23 protein-coding genes and 3 pseudogenes are annotated in these 20,164 nt (G+C 39.0%); 10 read left to right on the top strand and 16 right to left on the bottom strand.

Annotated elements, in window-relative coordinates; translation table 11 throughout:
- Nucleotides 1-27: 27 nt before the first annotated feature.
- Genes MLC44_RS12630 through MLC44_RS12615 form a run of 4 tightly spaced genes read right to left on the bottom strand, consistent with a single transcriptional unit; the run spans nucleotide 28 to nucleotide 2,759 of the window.
- On the bottom strand, nucleotides 28-300 hold the full coding sequence (locus MLC44_RS12630) for a type II toxin-antitoxin system RelE/ParE family toxin (RefSeq protein WP_434580567.1): 273 nt from the start codon (nucleotides 298-300) through the stop codon (nucleotides 28-30).
- On the bottom strand, nucleotides 293-541 hold the full coding sequence (locus MLC44_RS12625; protein WP_346389785.1) for a prevent-host-death protein: 249 nt from the start codon (nucleotides 539-541) through the stop codon (nucleotides 293-295). Before MLC44_RS12625 ends, MLC44_RS12630 begins: the two co-directional genes overlap by 8 nt.
- 44 nt (nucleotides 542-585) lie before the next feature.
- On the bottom strand, nucleotides 586-1,584 hold the full coding sequence (locus tag MLC44_RS12620; protein WP_188110011.1) for an efflux RND transporter periplasmic adaptor subunit: 999 nt from the start codon (nucleotides 1,582-1,584) through the stop codon (nucleotides 586-588).
- Nucleotides 1,581-2,759, bottom strand: a complete 1,179-nt coding sequence (locus tag MLC44_RS12615) for a TolC family protein (RefSeq protein WP_434657652.1) — start codon at nucleotides 2,757-2,759, stop codon at nucleotides 1,581-1,583. Before MLC44_RS12615 ends, MLC44_RS12620 begins: the two co-directional genes overlap by 4 nt.
- Before the next feature lie 154 nt (nucleotides 2,760-2,913).
- Between MLC44_RS12615 and MLC44_RS12610 the strand changes: the two genes are divergently transcribed.
- On the top strand, nucleotides 2,914-3,252 hold the full coding sequence (locus MLC44_RS12610; RefSeq protein ID WP_151899357.1) for a hypothetical protein: 339 nt from the start codon (nucleotides 2,914-2,916) through the stop codon (nucleotides 3,250-3,252).
- A gap of 48 nt (nucleotides 3,253-3,300) precedes the next feature.
- Complete coding sequence (locus MLC44_RS12605) at nucleotides 3,301-4,806, top strand: sensor domain-containing diguanylate cyclase (protein ID WP_434657650.1); 1,506 nt, start codon at nucleotides 3,301-3,303, stop codon at nucleotides 4,804-4,806.
- On the opposite strand, the gene MLC44_RS12600 is transcribed toward MLC44_RS12605, so the two are convergent.
- From MLC44_RS12600 to MLC44_RS12585, 4 genes and pseudogenes are all read right to left on the bottom strand, one after another.
- Complete coding sequence (locus MLC44_RS12600) at nucleotides 4,789-5,304, bottom strand: hypothetical protein (RefSeq protein ID WP_434657648.1); 516 nt, start codon at nucleotides 5,302-5,304, stop codon at nucleotides 4,789-4,791. The two genes, MLC44_RS12605 and MLC44_RS12600, sit on opposite strands and share 18 nt — an antisense overlap.
- An 18-nt stretch (nucleotides 5,305-5,322) precedes the next feature.
- Nucleotides 5,323-5,514: pseudogene (locus tag MLC44_RS12595) on the bottom strand (A/G-specific adenine glycosylase); the annotation flags it as partial.
- Nucleotides 5,499-5,693 (bottom strand): hypothetical protein, encoded by a 195-nt coding sequence (locus MLC44_RS12590; RefSeq protein ID WP_434657645.1) that lies wholly within the window; start codon nucleotides 5,691-5,693, stop codon nucleotides 5,499-5,501. The pseudogene MLC44_RS12595 and the gene MLC44_RS12590, both read right to left, overlap by 16 nt.
- Nucleotides 5,694-5,722: 29 nt before the next feature.
- Nucleotides 5,723-7,494: pseudogene (locus MLC44_RS12585) on the bottom strand (ABC transporter ATP-binding protein).
- Nucleotides 7,495-7,596: 102 nt separating this feature from the next.
- Between MLC44_RS12585 and MLC44_RS12580 the strand changes: the two are divergent.
- Nucleotides 7,597-7,851 carry a hypothetical protein gene (locus MLC44_RS12580; protein ID WP_151899361.1) on the top strand — a complete coding sequence of 85 codons (255 nt, stop codon included), beginning with the start codon at nucleotides 7,597-7,599 and terminating at the stop codon, nucleotides 7,849-7,851.
- A 141-nt stretch (nucleotides 7,852-7,992) separates the two neighbouring features.
- The gene (locus tag MLC44_RS12575) at nucleotides 7,993-8,994 is read left to right on the top strand and encodes a cytochrome-c peroxidase (protein WP_434658887.1); all 1,002 of its coding nucleotides are present in this window, start codon (nucleotides 7,993-7,995) and stop codon (nucleotides 8,992-8,994) included.
- A 13-nt stretch (nucleotides 8,995-9,007) separates the two neighbouring features.
- On the opposite strand, the pseudogene gltX reads toward MLC44_RS12575, so the two are convergent.
- Nucleotides 9,008-10,395: pseudogene (gene gltX, locus MLC44_RS12570) on the bottom strand (glutamate--tRNA ligase).
- A gap of 174 nt (nucleotides 10,396-10,569) precedes the next feature.
- On the opposite strand from gltX, the gene MLC44_RS12565 reads away from it, so the two are divergent.
- The 4 genes from MLC44_RS12565 (at nucleotide 10,570) to MLC44_RS12550 (ending at nucleotide 12,565) form a co-directional block, all read left to right on the top strand.
- Entirely contained in the window at nucleotides 10,570-11,406 is an 837-nt protein-coding gene (locus tag MLC44_RS12565) for a peptidylprolyl isomerase (RefSeq protein ID WP_434657642.1), read from the top strand.
- A 3-nt stretch (nucleotides 11,407-11,409) separates the two neighbouring features.
- Complete coding sequence (locus tag MLC44_RS12560) at nucleotides 11,410-11,847, top strand: deoxycytidylate deaminase (RefSeq protein ID WP_346389778.1); 438 nt, start codon at nucleotides 11,410-11,412, stop codon at nucleotides 11,845-11,847.
- A 189-nt stretch (nucleotides 11,848-12,036) separates the two neighbouring features.
- A complete protein-coding gene (locus MLC44_RS12555; protein ID WP_188110013.1) occupies nucleotides 12,037-12,270 on the top strand; it encodes an addiction module protein in 234 nt (77 codons plus the stop codon).
- A gap of 1 nt (nucleotide 12,271) precedes the next feature.
- A complete protein-coding gene (locus MLC44_RS12550) occupies nucleotides 12,272-12,565 on the top strand; it encodes a type II toxin-antitoxin system RelE/ParE family toxin (RefSeq protein ID WP_151899366.1) in 294 nt (97 codons plus the stop codon).
- A 290-nt stretch (nucleotides 12,566-12,855) separates the two neighbouring features.
- Here the strand turns inward: MLC44_RS12550 and arsC are convergent, their stop codons facing one another.
- Complete coding sequence (arsC, locus tag MLC44_RS12545; RefSeq protein ID WP_418640771.1) at nucleotides 12,856-13,215, bottom strand: arsenate reductase (glutaredoxin); 360 nt, start codon at nucleotides 13,213-13,215, stop codon at nucleotides 12,856-12,858.
- 70 nt (nucleotides 13,216-13,285) lie between these two features.
- Here arsC and MLC44_RS12540 point away from each other — a divergent pair, with 70 nt between their 5' ends.
- A complete protein-coding gene (locus tag MLC44_RS12540) occupies nucleotides 13,286-13,795 on the top strand; it encodes a GAF domain-containing protein (protein WP_346389776.1) in 510 nt (169 codons plus the stop codon).
- Nucleotide 13,796: 1 nt separating this feature from the next.
- A complete protein-coding gene (locus MLC44_RS12535; protein ID WP_151899369.1) occupies nucleotides 13,797-14,291 on the top strand; it encodes a GAF domain-containing protein in 495 nt (164 codons plus the stop codon).
- A 21-nt stretch (nucleotides 14,292-14,312) separates the two neighbouring features.
- Here the strand turns inward: MLC44_RS12535 and MLC44_RS12530 are convergent, their stop codons facing one another.
- From MLC44_RS12530 to MLC44_RS12505, 6 genes are all read right to left on the bottom strand, one after another.
- On the bottom strand, nucleotides 14,313-14,759 hold the full coding sequence (locus MLC44_RS12530; protein WP_434657640.1) for a DUF1931 family protein: 447 nt from the start codon (nucleotides 14,757-14,759) through the stop codon (nucleotides 14,313-14,315).
- Nucleotides 14,760-14,841: 82 nt separating this feature from the next.
- Complete coding sequence (locus MLC44_RS12525; RefSeq protein ID WP_434657637.1) at nucleotides 14,842-15,822, bottom strand: lytic murein transglycosylase; 981 nt, start codon at nucleotides 15,820-15,822, stop codon at nucleotides 14,842-14,844.
- The gene (murU, locus tag MLC44_RS12520) at nucleotides 15,812-16,471 is read right to left on the bottom strand and encodes an N-acetylmuramate alpha-1-phosphate uridylyltransferase MurU (protein WP_434657635.1); all 660 of its coding nucleotides are present in this window, start codon (nucleotides 16,469-16,471) and stop codon (nucleotides 15,812-15,814) included. Before murU ends, MLC44_RS12525 begins: the two co-directional genes overlap by 11 nt.
- Before the next feature lie 291 nt (nucleotides 16,472-16,762).
- Nucleotides 16,763-17,707 carry an aminoglycoside phosphotransferase family protein gene (locus MLC44_RS12515; protein ID WP_434657632.1) on the bottom strand — a complete coding sequence of 315 codons (945 nt, stop codon included), beginning with the start codon at nucleotides 17,705-17,707 and terminating at the stop codon, nucleotides 16,763-16,765.
- Nucleotides 17,694-18,788 (bottom strand): anhydro-N-acetylmuramic acid kinase, encoded by a 1,095-nt coding sequence (locus tag MLC44_RS12510; RefSeq protein ID WP_434657629.1) that lies wholly within the window; start codon nucleotides 18,786-18,788, stop codon nucleotides 17,694-17,696. The genes MLC44_RS12515 and MLC44_RS12510 overlap by 14 nt, the downstream gene beginning before the upstream one ends.
- 304 nt (nucleotides 18,789-19,092) lie before the next feature.
- Nucleotides 19,093-20,163, bottom strand: a complete 1,071-nt coding sequence (locus MLC44_RS12505) for a sodium:solute symporter family transporter (RefSeq protein WP_434657627.1) — start codon at nucleotides 20,161-20,163, stop codon at nucleotides 19,093-19,095.
- Nucleotide 20,164 lies beyond the last annotated feature (1 nt).

Raw genomic sequence — 20,164 nt, 5'->3', positions numbered from 1 at the left:
GCGTCAGGCAATGGAATGAGATGCAAATTAATATACCTCATCATGTGAACCGATGTCTATAAGAATGATCTGCTCATCTATAATGATAAAATCTATGAGGATTCTGTAATCCATATCAATAGAGACAGAATGATATTCACTTAACGACCCCTGCAGTTTGTGCAAACGCAGTGAAGGGTGAAAAGGGTTTTTCTGTAAAAGAAGAATAGTTTTTGTGTATTTTCCTTTTAAATTTTGATGCTTTTTAAAAAACTTTTTTACTGTTTTTTCATACTTTTTACTAAAAGTGATTTCATACATCAGCTATCTCTTTTAAATGTTTTGCAACATCTGTATGATAATCTCCATTTTTAATATCCTCCATTACCTCTGTATAAGCACGGTCAAGTTCCAAAGCACGAAGCTCTTTATACCTTTCTATGTCCATAACGACATACTTTTTTTCACCACGAAAATTGATAATAACCTCGTCCCATTTCTCCAAGAGTTCTCCAAAAAGAGAAACGCCTCGTTTTTTTACTTCATTTGCGCTGACTGTCATAAGAATATCCTTAAAAGTACTTTTAAGAGTATTATAACACAGTTTTAATACAAGCCGTTTATCTGCGCATCACTGTCCATCATAAAGAGGGCATTGTTGACAACTTCATCGCCGGCATTGAGTCCGCTTGTTATGATGTATGTTTCATTATTGAGCGGTTTGACATTGACTTCCATCGGTTCATACTCTCCCTCAAATTCTCCGACAACAAAAACATAGTATTTTCCGTCTTTTAAGATAACCGCACTCTGCGGCAGTGTCAGATACTCTTTTGCCTTGTCTTTTGAAATTACATCCGCATACATTCCCGGAAAAAGTGTATGGTCTTTGTTCGCCAAAGTGAGTCGCATAGTGAGTGTTGCCTCTTTTGGACTCAGATTTGGATAAAGAAACTTTGAATGCGTCTCGTATGTTTTATCGGTTGTTTTAAAACTGACACGAAAGTCATTGGCATGTTTGAGCCATTTGACATCATCTTCAAAGACCTTTACCTCAACCCAGACGTCATCAAGATTGACTATCTCAAAAAGATTTGTTTTTGCATTAAAAGCAGATCCTTCATTGATATTTTTCATAAAGATATAACCGCTTTGCGGTGCATAGATTGTTGTGTTCGGTGATACTTTTCTCATCTTTATAACTTGAGAAATCTCATTTGGCGCGACTTCCAGCAAAGAAAGTTTCAGCTTTGCACTCTTGAGCATACCTTTGTTTGGTCTGTTTTTTGTGTAGTTGTACGAGTTGACATAGTCCTCTTTTGCTTTGTATACTTCAGGAGAGTAGACAACTGCCAAAGGCTCGCCTTTTTTGACATATTTGTAAATTTTGTCGGCATAAAGTTTTTCGACAAATCCTCCAAAACGGGGACTCACTTCATACACTCTCGCTTCGTTTGCTTTGACAAAACCGTAATTTTTTTTGCTGTGGCTTGTTTTTGTTTTTTGTACCTTGACGGTCTGAACTGAAAAAAGCTGTTCCACCGATGCTTCTTTTGCCGATACCATCAACGGCAGCAAAAGTAGTAATAATTTTAAATTTTTCACTGTAATTCTCCTTTAAGTTGTGCTATTTTGGCTTGTGCCAGGTTGTAGTTTGCGACGGCTTTGATACTTTTTTGTTCCAAATCAAGTTTTTGAAACAGGACATCTATATATTTGAACAAATCAGCCCCGACAGAGATGGAAGAGCTTGAAAGCTCAAACATGTGAGCAACCTGGGGAAGGGCTTCATCTTGAATAATATGATATATTTCATAAGAAGAGAGCATTTGCGCATAATAGGCTTCAAGCTCGGCATTGACAGATATCTGAGTATCTGCTTTTTGGCTTGTAGCGGAGAGAACCAGGGCGCGTGCTTCTTCTTCTTTGTAGTCTTCCGTGCCGTATATAGGCAGGCTCAAGCCGAAACCAAAATTAAAATAGTTGTTGAAATTTTCTCGAAGAGCATAGCCTGCGATAAGATTAATGTCCGGATAGTTGTTGAGATCTGCCATTTTTAACTTTGCATTTTGTTTGAGAATCTCTTTGTCTTTTATTTTAATATCCGGATTCTCTGCTAAAGATTTTTGCAGTTGTCCCAAATCCGGTTTTTCCCCCATTTGTATATTTATATCCAAATGGTGTATTTTAAATGAGGCCAGATAGGAGAGTCTTGCATAGGCAGCATTGATTTTTTCACGCAAAACACTTTTTTGGATTTGCAGATCTGAGAGGGAGAGTTCCGCTTTCATTATTCCGATATGCTGGTTCTCATCAATACTTGTGTAGGATTCGTACAGATCAATGTTTTGCTGTGTCAGTGTGACATACTCATCAATAATTTTATACAATTCATTCAGTTTCCAAATGGTATAGGCTTCACTCTTTATCTGTGCAACCAGTTTTGTTTTTGCTGCATTTAGTTTTTCCTGCAACAAAGCATCTTCCGCTTCTGCAATTTTTTTGTTGGTTTCACGTTTATTGTAAAAAGGAATTTTTTGTTTGAATGTCACCACAGACTGACTCATCGCCTGCGAAGAATTGAGTGTATTTTTTGTTATGAGCAGTTGGGGGTTTTCAAATTGGTCGGAGACTGCTATATTATATCTGTTTGCCTCAATTCTTTCATTGATAGCTTCCAGCGACGGTTTTTTTGCCAAAGAGATGTCAATAATTTCACTCAGGCTGACTGCCTGTGCTCCGGAGCAAAGTAGGAAAATACCCAGTATCACTGTTTTCATAAATTATTCCTCTGTTTTTTTAGTTTTCAAAGTATAGCATGCTAATGTGTAGTGTTTGTGAGTTTTGTTGCTTATATGTCTACGCTAACTCAGTCAACGAAGCGGTGAGAAAGCCTTTTATTGTTAAGATGTTGTTTTAATAAAAAGGGAAAAAATGAAAGAGATAGAAGAATTACTGCAAAAGTACAACCACTTTAAGCATGAACAACTGCGTTCAATACAACAGCTGCCCGATACAAAAATTGTGACACTTGTGGTGCAGGATGACGAGGGGGAGGATATTCACACTGTTAAAATTACTTTTAGCGGTATCAATGCTTCGAGAATTTTGGAAAACCATGTCCTCTCTTTTTTAGATATGGGCTTTGGGATAACACTTATCAAAGAAAACAACCTCTATGGCTTTGCCCTTGGAAGCGGAAGTACAATGTTACATGTACACAATGCGCCTTTGTACATTGTCGCTTCTGATATCAAGATAGAAGAGAGCTAGCTTTATTCCTTAACATAGCTTTCAGTTTGTTTGCTATAAGCTATTTGTATGAAGAACTCAAAAAATAAATTTTTTATGATTGGGATTACCATTTTGCTTGTATGGGTTTTTATAGAAGCATACTTCTACATGATAGCTGTAGAGGCACAAAAAAACTATACTGACAATTTACTCAAAGATGCACGGGAACATTACGAAGAGATAGAAAATATCCGTAATCTTCCTGCCGAGATTGGAACTTTTTATGTGAAAGAAGGTGATGCCTTTAAAAAAGTTGATCCCAGTCTGCTTGTACAAACCCTCTTGAAGCAATACCAAAAAAACGATTTTTACTATACAGTGACTCCAAAGGTGCAAAAAAAGGGAGCAAATCTTTCAAAAAAACCTATTTACAGGCTTGAGAGCGAAAAAAAAAGGCTTTATTATGTTTATAAAGAGATTGCCATTGATATGGATGCCTCTTTCTATGTAGAGAAGATACAGAGCGTCTGGTTCAAGTTTTTTGCAGTAAGTTTTTTATTTACTGTTTTTACACTTGTCCTTCTTTTTCTCATCAGGTTTTTACAAAAAAAGAGCAGTAGTTATGAAAAGCTAAGCAATACGCTTGAACTCAAAGTTCTCCAGCAGACAAAACTGCTCGAAGCAGAACATGCCAAAAAAGAGATTTATCTGGAGACGCTTTTTGAAAAGAGTCCCAATATTATCATTATCACAACCGGCAACAGTATTACCCGAGCGAATGAGGCATTTTTTAAATTTTTCAAAGAGTATGCTTCTTTGGAAGAGTTTAAAAGAGAGCATGAATGTATTTGTGACTTTTTTTGTGCATCATGCCATGGTGATACCATCAACAGCACAAAAATGCAATGGGTGGAAGATGTTCTGGGTGAGGAAGAGCCAATCATAAAAATCTGTTACCTGGAGCAGGAATACTATTTTTCTGTGTATGCCAAAAAGATATATGAAGAGAATAAAATGCATATGATGGTGACATTAAATGATATAACAGAAATATATAATATTCGGCATAAATTTGAAGATTTGTCCATGCAGGACGCACTGACAAATATTTACAACAGGCGGTACTTTAATGTAGTGTTTCCCCAGGAGCTAAACAGAGCAAAAAGAACCCATGAGAGTTTTTGTTTTGCGATTATGGATGTGGACAATTTTAAACTCTACAATGATAACTACGGGCATGATGCAGGGGATGAGGCACTTCAAAGCATTACTGCAAAAATCACAGAACTGACACAGCGTGCCAATGAGTTCTTTTTCCGTTTGGGCGGAGAAGAGTTTGGCTTTGTCTGCAGCGCCTATACAAAAGAGGAAGCCTTTAGGCACCTGCAAAATATATGCAAAGAGGTGCAAAACCTGAAAATTGAGCATCTTTACAATGAAAAGTATGGAGTGCTTACTATATCTATAGGCGTATGTTATCTCTCTGATGCACGCGAGGGTGAAGTGAAATATATTTATAAAAGTGCGGACAATGCCCTCTATAAAGCAAAAGAGAGCGGAAGAAACAAAGTTGTTCTATTTGAAAACTGTTGAGAGCGCTTTTTTTGTCAAAGAAGAGATTGGAGCGCTGTGCAAGGCCTTTGTTTCTACCCAGATGCCATCTTCAAAAGAGTCGAGTGTGTAGAGCTTTACATGTAAGCGGTATTTTGTGTAGGCGTGTTTGAAACTGCCTAAAAAATCTTCTTCTATCGGGTCGACGGCAGGAAGTTCAAGCATGCCTTTGTACATGTTTCCTGTAGCAGGGGTAAGGGCTATTTTTTCATTTTGTATGCAAATACCGTAAAAAAGTTCGAGTGATTCATACTCTTTTTTCTTGGTTTTTGTATATAACTCCGCTTCTGTTTTTCCCTGACACGTTTTTTGTAGCGGACACTCTTCGCATTTTGGATTTTTGGGCAGGCAGACAAGCGAACCCAAATCCATAAGGGCAAGGTTATGGCTTCTGGTGTCTTTGTGATTAAGGAATTTTTGTGCGTATTCCCAAACTGTTTTGTCCTTTACATGTAAGAGGGCAAAATAACGCTTGAGCACTCTTGCTATGTTTGTATCGACAACAGGAATACTCTGATTGCAGCCGAAACTGCAAACGGCACTTGCGGTGTATTGCCCTATGCCGGGCAGAGAGAGCAGCTCCTTGTAGTCTGTTGGCAGAGATTTTGGTGAAAGTCGGGCTGTTTTATGAAGGTTTCTTGCACGCGAATAGTACCCAAGTCCGCTCCATGCCGCTAAAACATCATCCAGCGGTGCATTTGCAAGGCTTTGAAGTGTGGGAAATTTTTCAAAAACTGAGGATAGTATTCATCCCGTACACGATTGACCTGTGTTTGTTGGAGCATGATTTCGCTGAGATATACACGGTAGATGTCCTGTGTATTTCGCCAAGGAAGCTCATGCCTGCCTGCTTTTTCATACCATGCCAAAAGTTCTTTCTGTGCCTGTTTTATCTTTTTTATAACAACTGCTCCTTGAGAAATTCACTGTAGTGCCCTTCTTGTTCTTCAAGTTCTTCATGCGTGCCGCGTTGGACTATTTCACCTTCATTGAGGACATAAATCATATCGGCATTTTTAACAGTGCTGAGTCTGTGGGCGATGGTAATGACTGTTTTTTTCTCAAGCAGGGGAGCGAGTGCTCTAAAGAGTTTGGCTTCGGTATGCACATCAAGTGCAGAAGTTGATTCATCAAAAATGACGACACTCGGATTTGCAATTATCATTCTGGCGATGCTGAGTCTTTGTCGTTGCCCGCCTGAGAGGCGTATGCCGTGATGCCCGACGAGGGTGTCAAGCCCGCTTGGCATACTTTGGAGCATATCTTGAAGCTGTGCGATTTCAAGAGCTTTGTAGATGGCCTCGTCGCTAATGTTTTCATGTCCCATGGTGATGTTAAATCTGAGTGAAGCGTTAAAGAGGATAGGCATCTGCAACACTAAAAATATTTTTTGGCGCACGGAGTGTTTGTCCAGCTCTTCTGTGGGAATATCATTGTATCTGAGTTCACCGGATGTTTTTTCATAAAAACCGGCAATAATCTGAGCAAGGGTTGTTTTGCCGCTGCCGCTTGCACCGATAAGCGCTGTTTTTGAACCGTATTTGACATCAAAAGTTATCTCTTTAAGAATGAACTTATCACTTGAGGCATAACTGAAGCATATATTTTTCAAAGAAATATCAACGCTCTTTGTTGTAAGTTTTTTCTCCCCGCTCGTTTCTGTTTTGAGTGTCAGGACTTTGTTGATACGCTCTAAAGCAGCTTTGGCGGAGGCATAACTGTACTGCATGGAGAGGATGTCCTGGACTGGTGTCATGATAAACCAGATGTAGCCAAACATGGCAAACATCATACCGATACTCAGATCACTGTAGGCTACAAGCAAAAGTCCTGAAGCGCGAATGAGTTCAAAAACACTTAAAAAGATTGTATAAGAGAGTTTTTCATAGGCAACACTTTTAAAGCTGAATTCATTGGAAGTATCCTGAATTTTTTTTGCCTGTTCTATCGCTTTGCCAAAAAAATGCTGTTCTTTGTTACTGGCCTTTATTTGCCCGAACAGTTCAAGCGTTTCGCCGACATTTTCCTGAAATTCTGCAATTGCCTGGTTCTCTTCTTTTTTGAGTTCTCCCACGCGTGCGGACATTTTTTGCTGACAAACATGATAAGCGGCTGCACAAAAAGTATGAGTATGCCCAAAACAGGATTGATAACAATCATCACGATACCGACGGCAAGAAGGGTTAAAACAGAGGCAACAAAACGTGAAGCACTGCTCATAATAAATGCATCAAGGGTATTGATGTCGGTGATAAGATTTGCCGTAATAGCACCGCTTCCAAGGGTCTCATAGGCATTCATGGAAGTTTTTTGGAGATGTTTTAGCAGGCGTGAGCGTATCATAAAGGTAACATATTTTGATATTTTTGTAAATATTTTTGTGCTGAGTACCCCTAAAAAGTAGTATAAAAAACGTAAAAATATAACAGCAAAGGCAACAAGCCCAATATAGTAAAAAGCAGAACCGCTGCCAAAAAGTCTGTCAATGGCAGGAACAATATACTCAGGTTTGTGCAGCAGGACTTCATCTACCATGACCGGCAACATCAAAGGAATGGGAACACTGACGATGATAGCCAAAATGGTCAAAATCTGCCCGTTTATCAGAGAAGATTTTTTATGCAGCGCTAATGCAAAGATGGATTTTATAGTGACAGGTTTTTGATTCATAAAAGAATTATATCTCAAAAAAGCAGACTCTAAAGTTAACTTTTTTATGTTTTTAGATATTTCAGGTATAATATATTGTGAAAAAATAGATAAGGACAGGTTATGAAGAAAATATTATTGGCAGTTGTCTTTGCCGGCTTACATGTAATGGTGCTTAACGGGGATGATATTACACAAAAGCATATTCAGCAACAGATACAAAAAGAACAAAAATATGCAAAAGAGCAGAGGTTTTATCAGGGAAAAGATTATAATCTCTCAGCAGTGGAAGTAGACCCAAGTGATTTGGATGCAATCCCTACCATTGAACCGGAAAATGATTTTGATATGACGGATGTCTACAGAGATGATATTTAATGGGGATATTTTGAAAATAGACGGATTTTATAGCTGAATAAGTTCTTTTTAAGCAATAATATCAAATAATTCTTAAAAGATAATATTTTTCTATTAATGAAAGTATGCTCTTTACTAAAAAAAGGATTCTCCGTGAAGAAAATGATTTTTTCATTATCAGTTGTTATATCATCCCTCTATGCTTCAGACACTCTCCTGTTAGAACAGGCAAAACAAAATTTTGCACCATTGCCAAAAACATTTCCTTCTGCGCAATATACCATGATGCCGGAAAAAATCAGACTTGGAAAGATGCTTTTTCATGAAAAAAGAGTTTCTATAGACGGAACAACGAGTTGTGCAAAATGCCATCCGTTTAGTTATTACGGAGCAGACAATCTTGAAAAATCAAGAGGGAATTTTGGAAAACTGAATCCAAGAAATGCACCAACGGTCCTCAATGCTGCAGGTCAGGTTTCTCAGCACTGGCGCGGAGACAGAAAAGATGTTGAAGAGCAGGCAAGAAAGGCATTGCTCGGAAAAGGCTCTTTTGGCGCACCTTCTAACGAGTGGGTGGAAAAGAAGCTGCAAAGTATTGAACAATACCGTATTTTGTTTAAAAAAGCATTTCCAAATGATACGAAGCCGATAAGCGTTGCCAATTATGCAAAGGCGATTGGAGCATGGGAACGCACACTTTCAACACCTTCACGGTTTGACGAATTTTTAGAGGGCAAAACAAATGCTTTGACACAAAAAGAAAAAACGGGGCTTAAAACATTTATAAAAACAGGCTGTGCCTCTTGTCATTCAGGAGCACTGCTTGGCGGGACAATGAATCAAAAATTCGGAATAGTTGCGCCTTACTGGGAGTATACCAAAAGTAAGAAGATTGATGAAGGTCGCTACAATGTCACGAAAAAAGAAGATGACAAATATCTCTTTAAGGTACCGCAACTCAGAAATGTTGCAATGACTTCCCCTTATTTTCATGATGGCAGTGTTACATCATTGCAAGAAGCTGTAAAAATAATGGCAAAGGTGCAGTTAGGGGTAGATTTGTCGCAAGAGGAAACAGAAAGTATTTATCTGTTTTTACAATCTTTAACAGGGAAATTATCGCAAGATATAGTGACTGTGCCTATTTTACCGGAAACAAATTAAAACACAGAAGCCATTATATATTGGCTTCTATGGCTCTGGCAATACGAAGGATGGTTTCATCCTTTCCGATGACAGACATAACGACATCAAGTCCCGGACCGCTCATTTTACCCAGCAGTGCCACACGAAGCGGATTGCCGATTTTTCCAAAACCGATTCCATCTCATTGACAAGGGCTTCCATCACATGATGATAGTCACTTGGCAGGTGCAGCTCTTTTGCTTCATCAAGTTTGTTTGCAAAATGTTCAAGAATTTCAATCGCATTGCCTTTAAAGGCTTTTTTGACAGCTTTTTCATCATATGACTGAGGTGTTGTCACTATCTCATTGATAAGCGTTGCCAGCTCTTTGAGGGTTTTTGCCCGTTCTTTAAGGGCGTCAAGCAAAATCTCTTTTTTATCGTGTGAACTTAATACCACACCAAAATCAGCAAGCAGTTCCGTCAGTTCTTCATTAGGTGTGTTTTTAATGTAGTGGGCATTGAGCCAGTCGAGTTTTTCCGTATTGTAAATGGAGGCTGATTTGTTGATGTCTTTTGGATCAAACAGCTCTTTCATCTCATCCATAGAAAAAATCTCCTGATCTCCGTGGCTCCAGCCAAGACGCACAAGAAAGTTAAGCAGTGCCTGTGGTAAATATCCCATCTCTTTGTATGCCATGACATCTGTCGCACCGTCACGTTTTGAGAGTTTTTTGCCCTGCGCGTTGTGAATCATAGGGACATGATAAAATTTCGGAACATCAAATCCGAGCGCTTCATAAACGACGATTTGTTTAGGAGTGTTTGAGAGGTGGTCGTCTCCGCGGATAACTTCATTGATACCCATCAAAGCATCGTCTATTGCCACGACAAAGTTATAGGTAGGACTTCCGTCTGCACGGGCAATGACAAAATCATCCAAAATATCCTCTGCCTGAAACGAGATATCGCCTTTGACACCGTCATGTACGACTATTTCACCGCTTAGAGGTGCTTTGATGCGGATGACAGGATCAACACCTTCGGGAGGAGTTCCGCAAAAGTCACGGTATCTGCCATCATATTTTGTTCGTTCTTTGTTTGCCATTTGTTGCTCACGCAAAGCATCAAGTTCCTCTTTGCTCATATAGCATTTGTAGGCTTTGCCCTCATCAAGCAGCTGCTGTATGTATTTTTTGTAAATATCTTCGCGTTTGCTTTGGTAGGTGATTTCTCCGTCTGCTTCAAGTCCAAGCCATTCAAATGCTTTTAAAATGGCTTCTGTTGCCTCTTGAGAATTTCTTGCTTTGTCGGTATCTTCAATGCGAAGAAGAAACTTTCCCTTGTTCTTTCTTGCCCACAGATAAGAAAAAAGAGCCGTGCGTAAACCGCCAATATGCAGATAGCCTGTAGGAGATGGAGCAAAACGAGTAACAACCATGATATACCTCTTGTGTTAGTGTTCACTTCTTATGTAAACTTAGCGTGAGGCTCAGACTGGCAAGGAGAATTTGCCCTCTAAGTTAAGGTTACATAAGAAGTTTCTTGCAATTTTAGGCAATTGTTGGTTAAAGGTTGGTAAAATACTCTATTAAAATTAACAAAATGGATTTTTATGTTTAAATTACTCGTATTACTTATGCTTGCAAGCTTAGTAAATGCAGAAGTCTATGACGGTGTCGCAATTGTTGTAGAAGATAAAGCAATTACTCTGCTTGATATTGAAAAAGAGATGCAGCAGGCGCATATAGATGCAAAAAAAGCGTCCGACATCCTTATTCGTAAAAAACTTGAAGCACTTGAAATTGCCAAAAGAGATATTTCGGTTTCAAGTACGGAAGTGTATGATGATATTAAAAAAATGGCTGAAGCAAACGGATTGACAATCAGTCAGTTGTATGATGCTGTGAGAGAACAAAGCGGTTTGAGTTCTACAGAATTCAAAGAAAAAATAAAACAAAAACTTTTAAGCCAAAAGCTTTATGTTGCCATTGCAATGTCATCACTCTCCGAACCGACTGACGAAGAGATAAAAGAGTATTACGAGTTGCACAAACAGCAGTTTAACCATCCCGAATCTTTTTCTGTCATCATAAACGAATCAAAAGACAAAAGCCGACTGCAGGAAAAAGTAGACAATCCAATGTTTTATGCACCCGATATCAAGACACAGGAGCAGGTATTGCCTTACAATAAAATTCCGCCACAGCTTGCGGCAATCTTGGAAAAAACACCCCCAGACCATTTCACTCCGGTTTTGCCTGACGGCAGAGGCGGTTTTATGTGTTGTTATGTAAAGTCGACAACAAAATCAAAAAAAGTGGATCTGAAAAAGCTGAAACCGCAGATCATCAATGCGATTATGGCAGAAAAACGTGAAGCGGTTTTGAGTGACTATTTTGCACGGCTTCGTGACAATGCAGATATAAATATTATCAGACTGCCAAAGTAAATTATGCTTAGTGACAAAAATTTTATAAACATAGCTTCAGAAATAGCCTCAGCATCCAAATGCGTTTCAAAACAGGTCGGTGCGGTCATTGTCAAAGACGGACGCATCTTAAGCACAGGCTACAACGGAACGCCTGCAGGCTATACGAACTGCTGTGATCACTGGAATGACGAATACACCAAAGAGCACCATGAGTGGAGCAAGACATACGAAATTCATGCGGAGATGAACGCGATTATCTGGGCGGCACGAAAGGGTATCTCCATTGAGGGCGGAACAATTTACGTTACTTTGGAACCTTGCAGCGAATGCAGCAAAAATCTTATTGCCAGTGGCATCAAACGCATTGTATATGCCAAAGAGTATGAACATACACACTCCAAAACCATCTCAAAGTTTTTGGAAGATAACGGAGTAAGCATAGAGCAGTTAACTCTTTAAAAACTCTTTTGCTTTAGAAATAGGAAGACGATTGCCATGCCTTGCGGGTATTTATTGGTGAACTTAGTTGTTATATCTAAGCTACTTAAGAAAATTTATCATTGTTTTTCGAAAATAGATTTTAAATTTAATAGAAAAGCATCTATTATTTTGTTAGAATAGTAGTATATGCTTAAAATGGAGTTCATTATGCTAACCTTAAAACAAGAACAACTATTTGAAGAAATAGACATTTTACCGATAGATTTAAAAACTAAAATTGTTGATAAGTTACTGGCAAGTATCACACCTTCAAATGCTGCAATAGATTCTTTATGGATTAAAGAGGTAAATAGACGTAGAGATGAGATAGAAACCAATCAAGTTTCACATGTTAACGGGGATGAAGTTTTTAAAAAAATTTTTCAAAGATTAAACGCATAGTATGATATATTTTTTTCATCCTGATGCAGAAGCTGAACTTAATGCTTCAGTAAATTATTATGAAGAATGTCAAACTCATTTGGGTTTAGAGTTTGCACATGAAATTTACAAAACAATCCAAAGAATTATAGAATTTCCAGATGCTTGGCAAAAGCTTGATAAAGATATTCGAAGATGTTTAACAAATCGCTTTCCCTTTGGTGTAGTTTACTATCAAAAAGATGATGAAATAATAATTTTAGCAGTTATGCAACTTCAAAGAAAACCTAACTATTGGAAATCAAGAAAGACATAGAAATTCCACCCTTGTACGTAAATCTCCACTTTTAGGGTGTAAAGTAACAAAGATATAACAAAAATGAGGAGACTAAGAGTTGATTCTATCAAGTAGGAGCGAACAAGTATCCATGAAAACTCATTTTCAAAGATGGCAATCACGCACTCGCGCTCCCTGTTAGCATCCTCAAAAATTTTATTTTACACAATTCAAGTTGAGAGTCTTTTTTAGATTACAAAACTAACTGTGCTTAAATGTCAGCAAAACATACGAGCCAAATGAATGATAAAAGAGTAAGCATAGAGCAGTTAGCTCTTTAAAAACTCTTTTGCTTTTTCTGGCGGACGGGCGATGATTGCCTCTTTGTCATCTTTTATAATTATCGGACGTTCTATCAGTTTTGGGTGTTCTGCCATTGCCGCAATAAGTTTTTCCTCATCTTTTTCATTTTGCAAATCAAGCTCTTTGTAAATGGCCTCTTTGGTACGCATCATCTCTCTCGCACTTTGCAGTCCGAGCATTTTTATAATGTTTTTGAGTTGTGCGGCACTCGGACGTTCGTCAAGATACTTGACAACATCGGCAGCAATACCATTTTCTTCTAATATTTTAAGTGCCTCTCTTGATTTTGAACATCGCGGATTGTGTAAAATAGTGTATTTACTCATTCTCTTTCCTTTTTTTTAGTAGAATTTTACACTATAATAGTTGCAATTGATTAATAAAGAGGGCTTTGGAATGAAATATAAAAACAAATCATTAAAACTTGCCGAGTTTGCAAGGGAGTTGTTGACAAAACATTCTCTTGAAGATGGTCTGCCTCTGATTGCAAAATATGTCAAAGATGTCATAGGTGCCGAGCGGTGTTCTATATTTATATATGATGCTGCTGCAAATGAGGTGTGGACAACCCTGGCGGATGAAGTTAAAAAAATAACACTTCGTGCAGATAAAGGGTTGGTGGGGTATACACTCAAGGCAAAGAAACCTGTTGTAGCAAATGATGCCTATGCCCATCCGGAGTTTTTGCCCGAAATTGATTCGGCGACAGGTTATATTACAAAAAATATCATAACAGCACCAATATTCAGTTCCAAAAGAGAGATTATCGGGGTGATGGAACTTTTAAACAAAGAAGAAGGATTTGATGAAGAAGATGTCCGTTTTATGATATTTTTTGCACATTATGTCAGCGGATTTTTAGAACTGCTGCATACGTATTTAGATCAAGAAAAGAGAGTGGATTAATATGAAACAATTAAAGAGAATTGCCGAATTCGGTAAAAAACTGATGACAACCAATGCGATTGATGATGCAATTGTTTTGATAAGTGATGAGGCAAAATCTCTTGCAGAGGCACAAAGATGTTCTATATTTATTGTGGACAGTGATGATGAGATACTCTGGACGACACACAGTGACGGAATGGGAAAAATCGTTGTCAGTGCGGATGCGGGGATAGTTGGCGCCACATATAAAAGCAAGACACCGCAGATAGTGAACAAACCTTATGAAGACGAGCGGTTTTTACAGCACATAGATAAAAAAAGCGGCTATCTGACCGAAAACATGCTGACAGTTCCTGTATTTGATTCAAAGAGAAATGTAATGGGCGTGATGCAGCTGCTTAACAAAGAAACAGACTTTACCCCGCAGGATCTGGAGACACTCACTTTTTTTGCCAATTATGTGAGTGGAAGCCTGGAACTTGTACTGATAACACAGATACAAGGCGGGGAATAAACACCTTGTATTTTCTCAACATTACATTGTAATATTGAGAACTTTGTGTGCTTTACTGATAAGTTCGTGGTCAACAGCTCTGTCTGCAGGATCAATGGCTTTCATTGTTTTTGCAAGGGTGACTAAAAGTGCTCCTGCTATTTCCGGAAGTTTGTTTTCAAGCTCAATTTCAAGTGATAAAACCGGTGGATAAAAGCTAAGCGTTTGCGCAACATCTTTTGCATCTATTTCTGCTTCAAGTTTTTTAAAAATTTCGACAGTCTCCTCAAACCCTTTTGTAATCGGCATATCTGCCACCCAGATAACATCACGACCATTGTATTTTGCATTTTTTTGAGCGATTGTGAGCATATCATATAACTTCTGTTCCACTATATCTGTGACCTCTTTCGCATGTCCTTTATGAATATCCAAAGATGCACTTTTTCTAAAAATCTCTTGTAATTTTGTAAATCCTACTACTGCCATTTCTGACTCCTTTTGTTTTTTTGTTTAAGGTGAAGGAATTATGACAGCTTTTGATTTTTTTTAATGCAACCTATGTAGCAAATTATTCAGTTTTTAGTAAAGTGTGGGCATCATAGGCTAATCGAATGACGCCGACGGCATAGTTTGACGAGTTGTTGTAACGCATGATTTTTTGTACATATTTTCTCATATACTGCAGGTGCTTTTTGCCTTTGCTGAAACATTGGTACGCTTTGCCGCTTTTGCTGCTTTTTTCATAGCAAAACGATGCATTGTCGTATTTGTAGGCATAGGCGTACCACTCTTGTTCTGTTTTTGGAATATCGGGCATTTTTTTCCAGTCAATGAGTGTGTCAAATTTTGCCTTTACATGTAAGAACTTCGCAGCAGAGAGGATGGCGTCTTCCATTTTACTCAAGTCTGCGACTTTGCCTTTGTAGCTGTCTGTGTAGATAAAACTGTTTGGCATAAACTGCGGGATGCCGACAGCTCCGGCGTAGGAGCTTGGAAGGTTGCATTGTTCGGGTTTGACACCTTTTTTGTAGCAGTGTTCAATAATGGAAGCCATATTTGTTTTGCCCATTTTTAAGAGCCACTTGTTTCGGTGGGTATTGGGTTTTGTGCGTGTTACGATAGTGTTGAAAACAATGAAGGCATCATGTGTCGGTTTTATTTTGCCGAGTTTTGTCTCTTTGAGTAAAATGGCGGCAATGATTTCACGGTTGACATGATATTTATTTTCGGCATAGTCGTAAACATCTTTGTATTTTTGAAGATTTTTTACCATCTTTGGGACATACTTTACCAGTACATTGTTTGCCTGTTTCTCTTTTTCTTTATGATATTTTATTTTTGAAGGCTGTATGTATTTCCAGGTTATTTCATCATACTTTTGTGTTTTAAAATAGGAGAGTAGAAATTGGTTGGCATATTTGTAACTGACGCCGTGTTTGACGACTTTTTTGCAAATATCTTCATAATGTTTGTTTATAAAATTGCAGTTGTCATATTTTGCAAAGAGTGTATTGCTTAACAAAAGTAAAAATATCAGTTTAGTTTTCATTGATTTCTTGAAGCCTTTGTGGTGTGCCTATATCATGCCACATTTTGTTAAATACTTCGCCACTGACAAGATTTTTGTCGATATTTTTTCTCAAAAGCGGAGCGAGCGGGCTTTTTTGTAACGCTTCGTTTTCAAAGAGTTTCGGATGGTAGTAGCCTATGCCGGAAAAGGTGTACATTGTTTTGTCTTTATTTGTTACAAGTCCGTTTTTGAGTCCAAAGTCTCCTGTTGGATTGTGTACAGGATTGGGTACCAAAACAAGATGGGCAAGCACGTCGGTGAGTTTGAAATTCGGATTGAATTCATATTCGCAAAATATATCGCCGTTGACGACCAAAAAAGGAGCATCTCCTAAAAGTGGCAGTGCTTTTTTGATACCGCCGGCACTCTCGAGGGCTCCGCTGTTTTGCTCATTCGAGTAGTGAATTCTGACATGCCACCGTGAGCCGTCTCCGAGAGACTCCTGGATTTTAGAGCCAAGATGCGCAATATTGATAACGATCTCCTCAAAACCGTTTTGAGCCAGCTTTTCAATATGCCACTCTATCAGCGCCTTTCCCTTTACATGTAACAAGGGCTTTGGCAGAGTATCGCTCAAAGGACGCATGCGCTCACCCCGTCCTGCCGCAAGTATCATCGCTTTCATCATATGCTCTCCTTTTTTATGGGTTTTAACCTGGCTATTCGTCTTGAAAGACACAAAGCCCGCGCTACAGAAAAAAATTTAGTTTTTTTCTAAGTCATGCTTTAGCATAGAAAGTACGGGTTCCGGGAAAATCATTTAACTTAATGGAACCCAGACTTCAGTCTGGGCTGAGTTGCTGTCAAAGTACAAGGCGAAGCTAAAGCATCGCTTCCGAAGAGTTTAGCACATGTTCTTTGAAACCTAGACTTCAGTTTCAATGACATTAAGTTAAGCGGCTTTTTCGGAACCCAGACTTCAGTCTGGGCTGAGTTGCCGTAAAAGTTTCCCAAACTCTTTTGTCTCATCATATCGCAAAGCTGTTTCAATCACATAACGCAGTGTCAGCGGAATATCTTTTACATATCCCTCCTTGCCGTCACGCAAATGCAGACGCGAAAAAATCCCCAACACCTTTATATGCCGCTGTAATCCCATAAAATCGAACCATTTTAAAAACTCTTCACTGTTTACATGTAAACCCTTTTTACGGGCAAATAAAAGTGCCAATGCTTCTATGTCTTCACGTGAAAAAGCAATATAACAGTCTTTTAAAAGCGAAACCAGATCATAGGTGAGTGCCCCGCTCATGGCATCCTGATAATCAATTATACCAAGTTCATTTTTACTTGTGAGCATAATATTGCGCGAGTGAAAATCACGATGTACAAAAATGTTTTGCGGCTGAGACAATACAACGCCGGATATCGCCTCAAGGGTAGAAGATATCAGCCTCTTTTGTTCTTTGTTTACATGTAAAGCAAGCTTTTTCTCCAAATACCACTCTTGCATGAAATCCATCTCTGTATGGAGAAATTTTTTGTCATACAGCGGCAGGTTTTTCGTATCGGCTTTTTGCATTTGTATTATTGCATCAATGGCTTTTTCATACAGGTTTTTAAAGTTTTCACGCTTGAGTACATCCAGCAGTTGCGTATCACCGAAATCTTCTAAAATAAGATATCCAAGAGAGAGATTTTTTGCAAGAATTTTCGGTGCTTTGACCTTTACATGTAAGAGCCTTGCCGTGATGTTTACAAAGGGTGACAAAGAGTGTTTTTCCAAAGAGGCATCCATCAAAATAACAGAATGATTTTTATGTGAAAGCCGATAATATTTTCTAAAACTTGCATCAGCCGAGGCAACTGCGATGGCATACTCTTTATAGGGAGTGGTTTGCAACCAGGCTTTAATCTGCTGCATAAATAGCTCCTGCTATGGAATCTTTTTGGGCACCGGTAACTTTTTTGAGGGGAAGGGGCTCTTGATGGATGCGTTTCTTTGCAAACCAGGCAAATGCCATGGCTTCTAAAAAATCACTGCTGATTCCAAGGGTATCGCTTGCAATCACTTTGGCATGGCACAGTGTGCTGAGTCTTTGCATCAAAAAGCTGTTTTTTACGCCGCCGCCGCAAATTATGAGCTGTGTAGCCTGCGTGGCATTGACGTCATTGGCAATGGAGCGGGCGGTGAGTTCGAGCAGGGTTCTTTGTATCTGTGCATCGGATAAATGTGCAAAATCTTGCAGCTGTTTTTCAAGCCATGCGGCATTAAAATACTCTCTGCCTGTACTTTTTGGCGGTTTTTGTCTGAAATACTCATCGTCAAGCATTGTTTTGAGCAGTTCTTCATGTGTTTCGCCGCTTTTTGCAAATGCTCCCGCTGCATCATAGCTTTTATGCTGAGTTTTTTGCATCCACACATCCATCAAAACATTCCCGCAACCGACATCCCAACCGCCAAAAGTATCAAAAAGCAAAGAGATGTTTGCCATCCCTCCGATGTTGACAACTGCCGTATGCTCTTGTGTAGTGGCAAATAAAAACTGATGAAAAAGAGGGGCAAAAGGCGCTCCCTGACCGCCGTTTGCTATGTCTTTGCCTCTAAAATCCGCCACAGTCGTGATGCCTGTCTTGGCAGTAACGATGTTGGGATTGCCAAGCTGCATCGAGAAAGGATATGGAGTGTTTGGTTCATGCCAAAGTGTCTGTCCGTGCAAACCGATGGCGACTATGCCCTTTACATGTAAAGCATTGCTTTTTATAAAATCATTGAGACACTCTGCAAAAAGAAGCCCGAGTCTGCTGTCGCATTCTCCGATTTGTTTTAAAGTGGCAGAATTGGCTGCAAGTTTAAGAATATCTTCTTTTAATTCATCTGGAAAAGAATACTCCTGTGCCGCAAGGAGTTTGCAGTTTTTACTATCTATTTCACACAGAGCAATGTCAATGCCGTCAAGACTTGTCCCGCTCATAACACCGATGTAGAGTTCTTTTTTTATCATGTTTTTCCTGTTTCTTTTGATTATTATATCTATTTAGTAATAATTTTTTGTAACCTGGGCTCTAGTTTTGAAAGACACAAAGCCCGCACTACAGAAAAAATTTAGTTTTTTTCCAAGTCATGCTTTAGCATAGAAAGTACGTGTTCCAAAAAAAGCAAAAGAAACGAAAAAAAAGTTTCAATACCATTAGGCTCTCAACGGCTTTTTCGGAACCCGTACTTCAGTGCGGGCTCAAAGTGTTAAAGTGCTGGCAACAGCCGGCACTGAAGTACCGGTTCCAAGACGATAGCAAGCTTTGCTTAAGCTAATGGTTTATCCTTTTAGTCTGGGCTGTACTGCTTGCGAACTTTGTCTGCGAAGTATCTGTCTGCATAATCACAAAAGCAACCAAGGTTCCTAAAATCATCTGCCAGGCAAATCCTATATGAATGCCAAATAGATAGGGCTGCAAGGCTAAAACACTCAAAAAACCTCCGACAAGGGCAAAGGGAACGGTCGCGGCACTTCCTCTTGTTGTAAAAACTGCCGAGAAAAAGACGCCTAAAAGTCCGGTATAGGCAAAGGTCATGACACCCAGGGCAAAACTTACCAGTGAAAGTTCACTTTCTCTTTGCCAAAAATAACTTACAATTGCCATAAAAAAGAGAATAAATGCAAAGATAAGTACGGCTTTTCGGGAAGCTTTTAAAAAATGTATTTCTTTCGTATGGGGATCTTTTTGCAATTTCCACGGTCGGTACAAATCTTCAACGGCGACAGAAGCCATGGCACCCAAAACAGAGTTTGTGCTTGAAAGTGCTGCGGCAATGGCACCGACTGTTACAAGTCCTCGCAGTCCTGAGGGCATTTCATTGAGGATGTAATACATAAAAATGGTAATGCTCTCGCCTTGAAAATTCTGACTTACCGTACCTGTCTGGTAATGTACAAAAAGCAGTGCTCCGATGCCAAGAAAAAGCATGACAATTGGAATAGTCAAAACAATGGAGAGAATGAGTGACTGTGCAGCTTCGTTTTTGTTTTTACAGCTGAGTACGCGCTGGGTCATGTCCTGATCAAGTCCGAAAGCGGCTATGTTTAAAAGCAGCCAACCGCTAAAAAGTGCAATAATGCTGAACTTCCCATCAAGTGAATTATCTATTACATGTAACTTGTTATGTGCTTGCAGGATTGCTAAAATATCTATATTGTGCAAAGAGAGATACAAATACCAAAAAACTAAAAGACCGGCACCGACATAGGTAAGGGCTTGAATGATATCACTGAAGATGATGGACTTGATACCGCCGAAGTAAGTGTAGGATAAAGCGCCTGCAATTAAAAGAGTGATGGCAACAAGCATATGAAAAAAGCCGATATCCAAAAAAAGTATCATA

The sequence above is a fragment of the Sulfurimonas sp. NW9 genome (assembly GCF_051132275.1).
Lineage (GTDB): Bacteria > Campylobacterota > Campylobacteria > Campylobacterales > Sulfurimonadaceae > Sulfurimonas > Sulfurimonas hydrogeniphila.
This window is presented reverse-complemented; position numbering and strand designations above follow the sequence as displayed.

Bases quoted from the DNA above. Each gene is read 5' to 3' on its own strand.
- MLC44_RS12605 (WP_434657650.1), top strand. From the start codon at position 3,301: ATGAAGAACTCAAAAAATAAATTTTTTATGATTGGGATTACCATTTTG.
- MLC44_RS12610 (WP_151899357.1), top strand. From the start codon at position 2,914: ATGAAAGAGATAGAAGAATTACTGCAAAAGTACAACCACTTTAAGCAT.
- MLC44_RS12630 (WP_434580567.1), bottom strand. From the start codon at position 300: ATGTATGAAATCACTTTTAGTAAAAAGTATGAAAAAACAGTAAAAAAG.
- MLC44_RS12535 (WP_151899369.1), top strand. From the start codon at position 13,797: ATGAAACAATTAAAGAGAATTGCCGAATTCGGTAAAAAACTGATGACA.
- MLC44_RS12555 (WP_188110013.1), top strand. From the start codon at position 12,037: ATGCTAACCTTAAAACAAGAACAACTATTTGAAGAAATAGACATTTTA.
- MLC44_RS12525 (WP_434657637.1), bottom strand. From the start codon at position 15,822: ATGAAAACTAAACTGATATTTTTACTTTTGTTAAGCAATACACTCTTT.
- MLC44_RS12550 (WP_151899366.1), top strand. From the start codon at position 12,272: ATGATATATTTTTTTCATCCTGATGCAGAAGCTGAACTTAATGCTTCA.
- MLC44_RS12615 (WP_434657652.1), bottom strand. From the start codon at position 2,759: ATGAAAACAGTGATACTGGGTATTTTCCTACTTTGCTCCGGAGCACAG.
- arsC (WP_418640771.1), bottom strand. From the start codon at position 13,215: ATGAGTAAATACACTATTTTACACAATCCGCGATGTTCAAAATCAAGA.
- murU (WP_434657635.1), bottom strand. From the start codon at position 16,471: ATGATGAAAGCGATGATACTTGCGGCAGGACGGGGTGAGCGCATGCGT.
- MLC44_RS12560 (WP_346389778.1), top strand. From the start codon at position 11,410: ATGCTTAGTGACAAAAATTTTATAAACATAGCTTCAGAAATAGCCTCA.
- MLC44_RS12515 (WP_434657632.1), bottom strand. From the start codon at position 17,707: ATGCAGCAGATTAAAGCCTGGTTGCAAACCACTCCCTATAAAGAGTAT.
- MLC44_RS12565 (WP_434657642.1), top strand. From the start codon at position 10,570: ATGTTTAAATTACTCGTATTACTTATGCTTGCAAGCTTAGTAAATGCA.
- MLC44_RS12575 (WP_434658887.1), top strand. From the start codon at position 7,993: ATGATTTTTTCATTATCAGTTGTTATATCATCCCTCTATGCTTCAGAC.
- MLC44_RS12540 (WP_346389776.1), top strand. From the start codon at position 13,286: ATGAAATATAAAAACAAATCATTAAAACTTGCCGAGTTTGCAAGGGAG.
- MLC44_RS12580 (WP_151899361.1), top strand. From the start codon at position 7,597: ATGAAGAAAATATTATTGGCAGTTGTCTTTGCCGGCTTACATGTAATG.
- MLC44_RS12625 (WP_346389785.1), bottom strand. From the start codon at position 541: ATGACAGTCAGCGCAAATGAAGTAAAAAAACGAGGCGTTTCTCTTTTT.
- MLC44_RS12530 (WP_434657640.1), bottom strand. From the start codon at position 14,759: ATGGCAGTAGTAGGATTTACAAAATTACAAGAGATTTTTAGAAAAAGT.
- MLC44_RS12510 (WP_434657629.1), bottom strand. From the start codon at position 18,788: ATGATAAAAAAAGAACTCTACATCGGTGTTATGAGCGGGACAAGTCTT.
- MLC44_RS12505 (WP_434657627.1), bottom strand. From the start codon at position 20,163: ATGATACTTTTTTTGGATATCGGCTTTTTTCATATGCTTGTTGCCATC.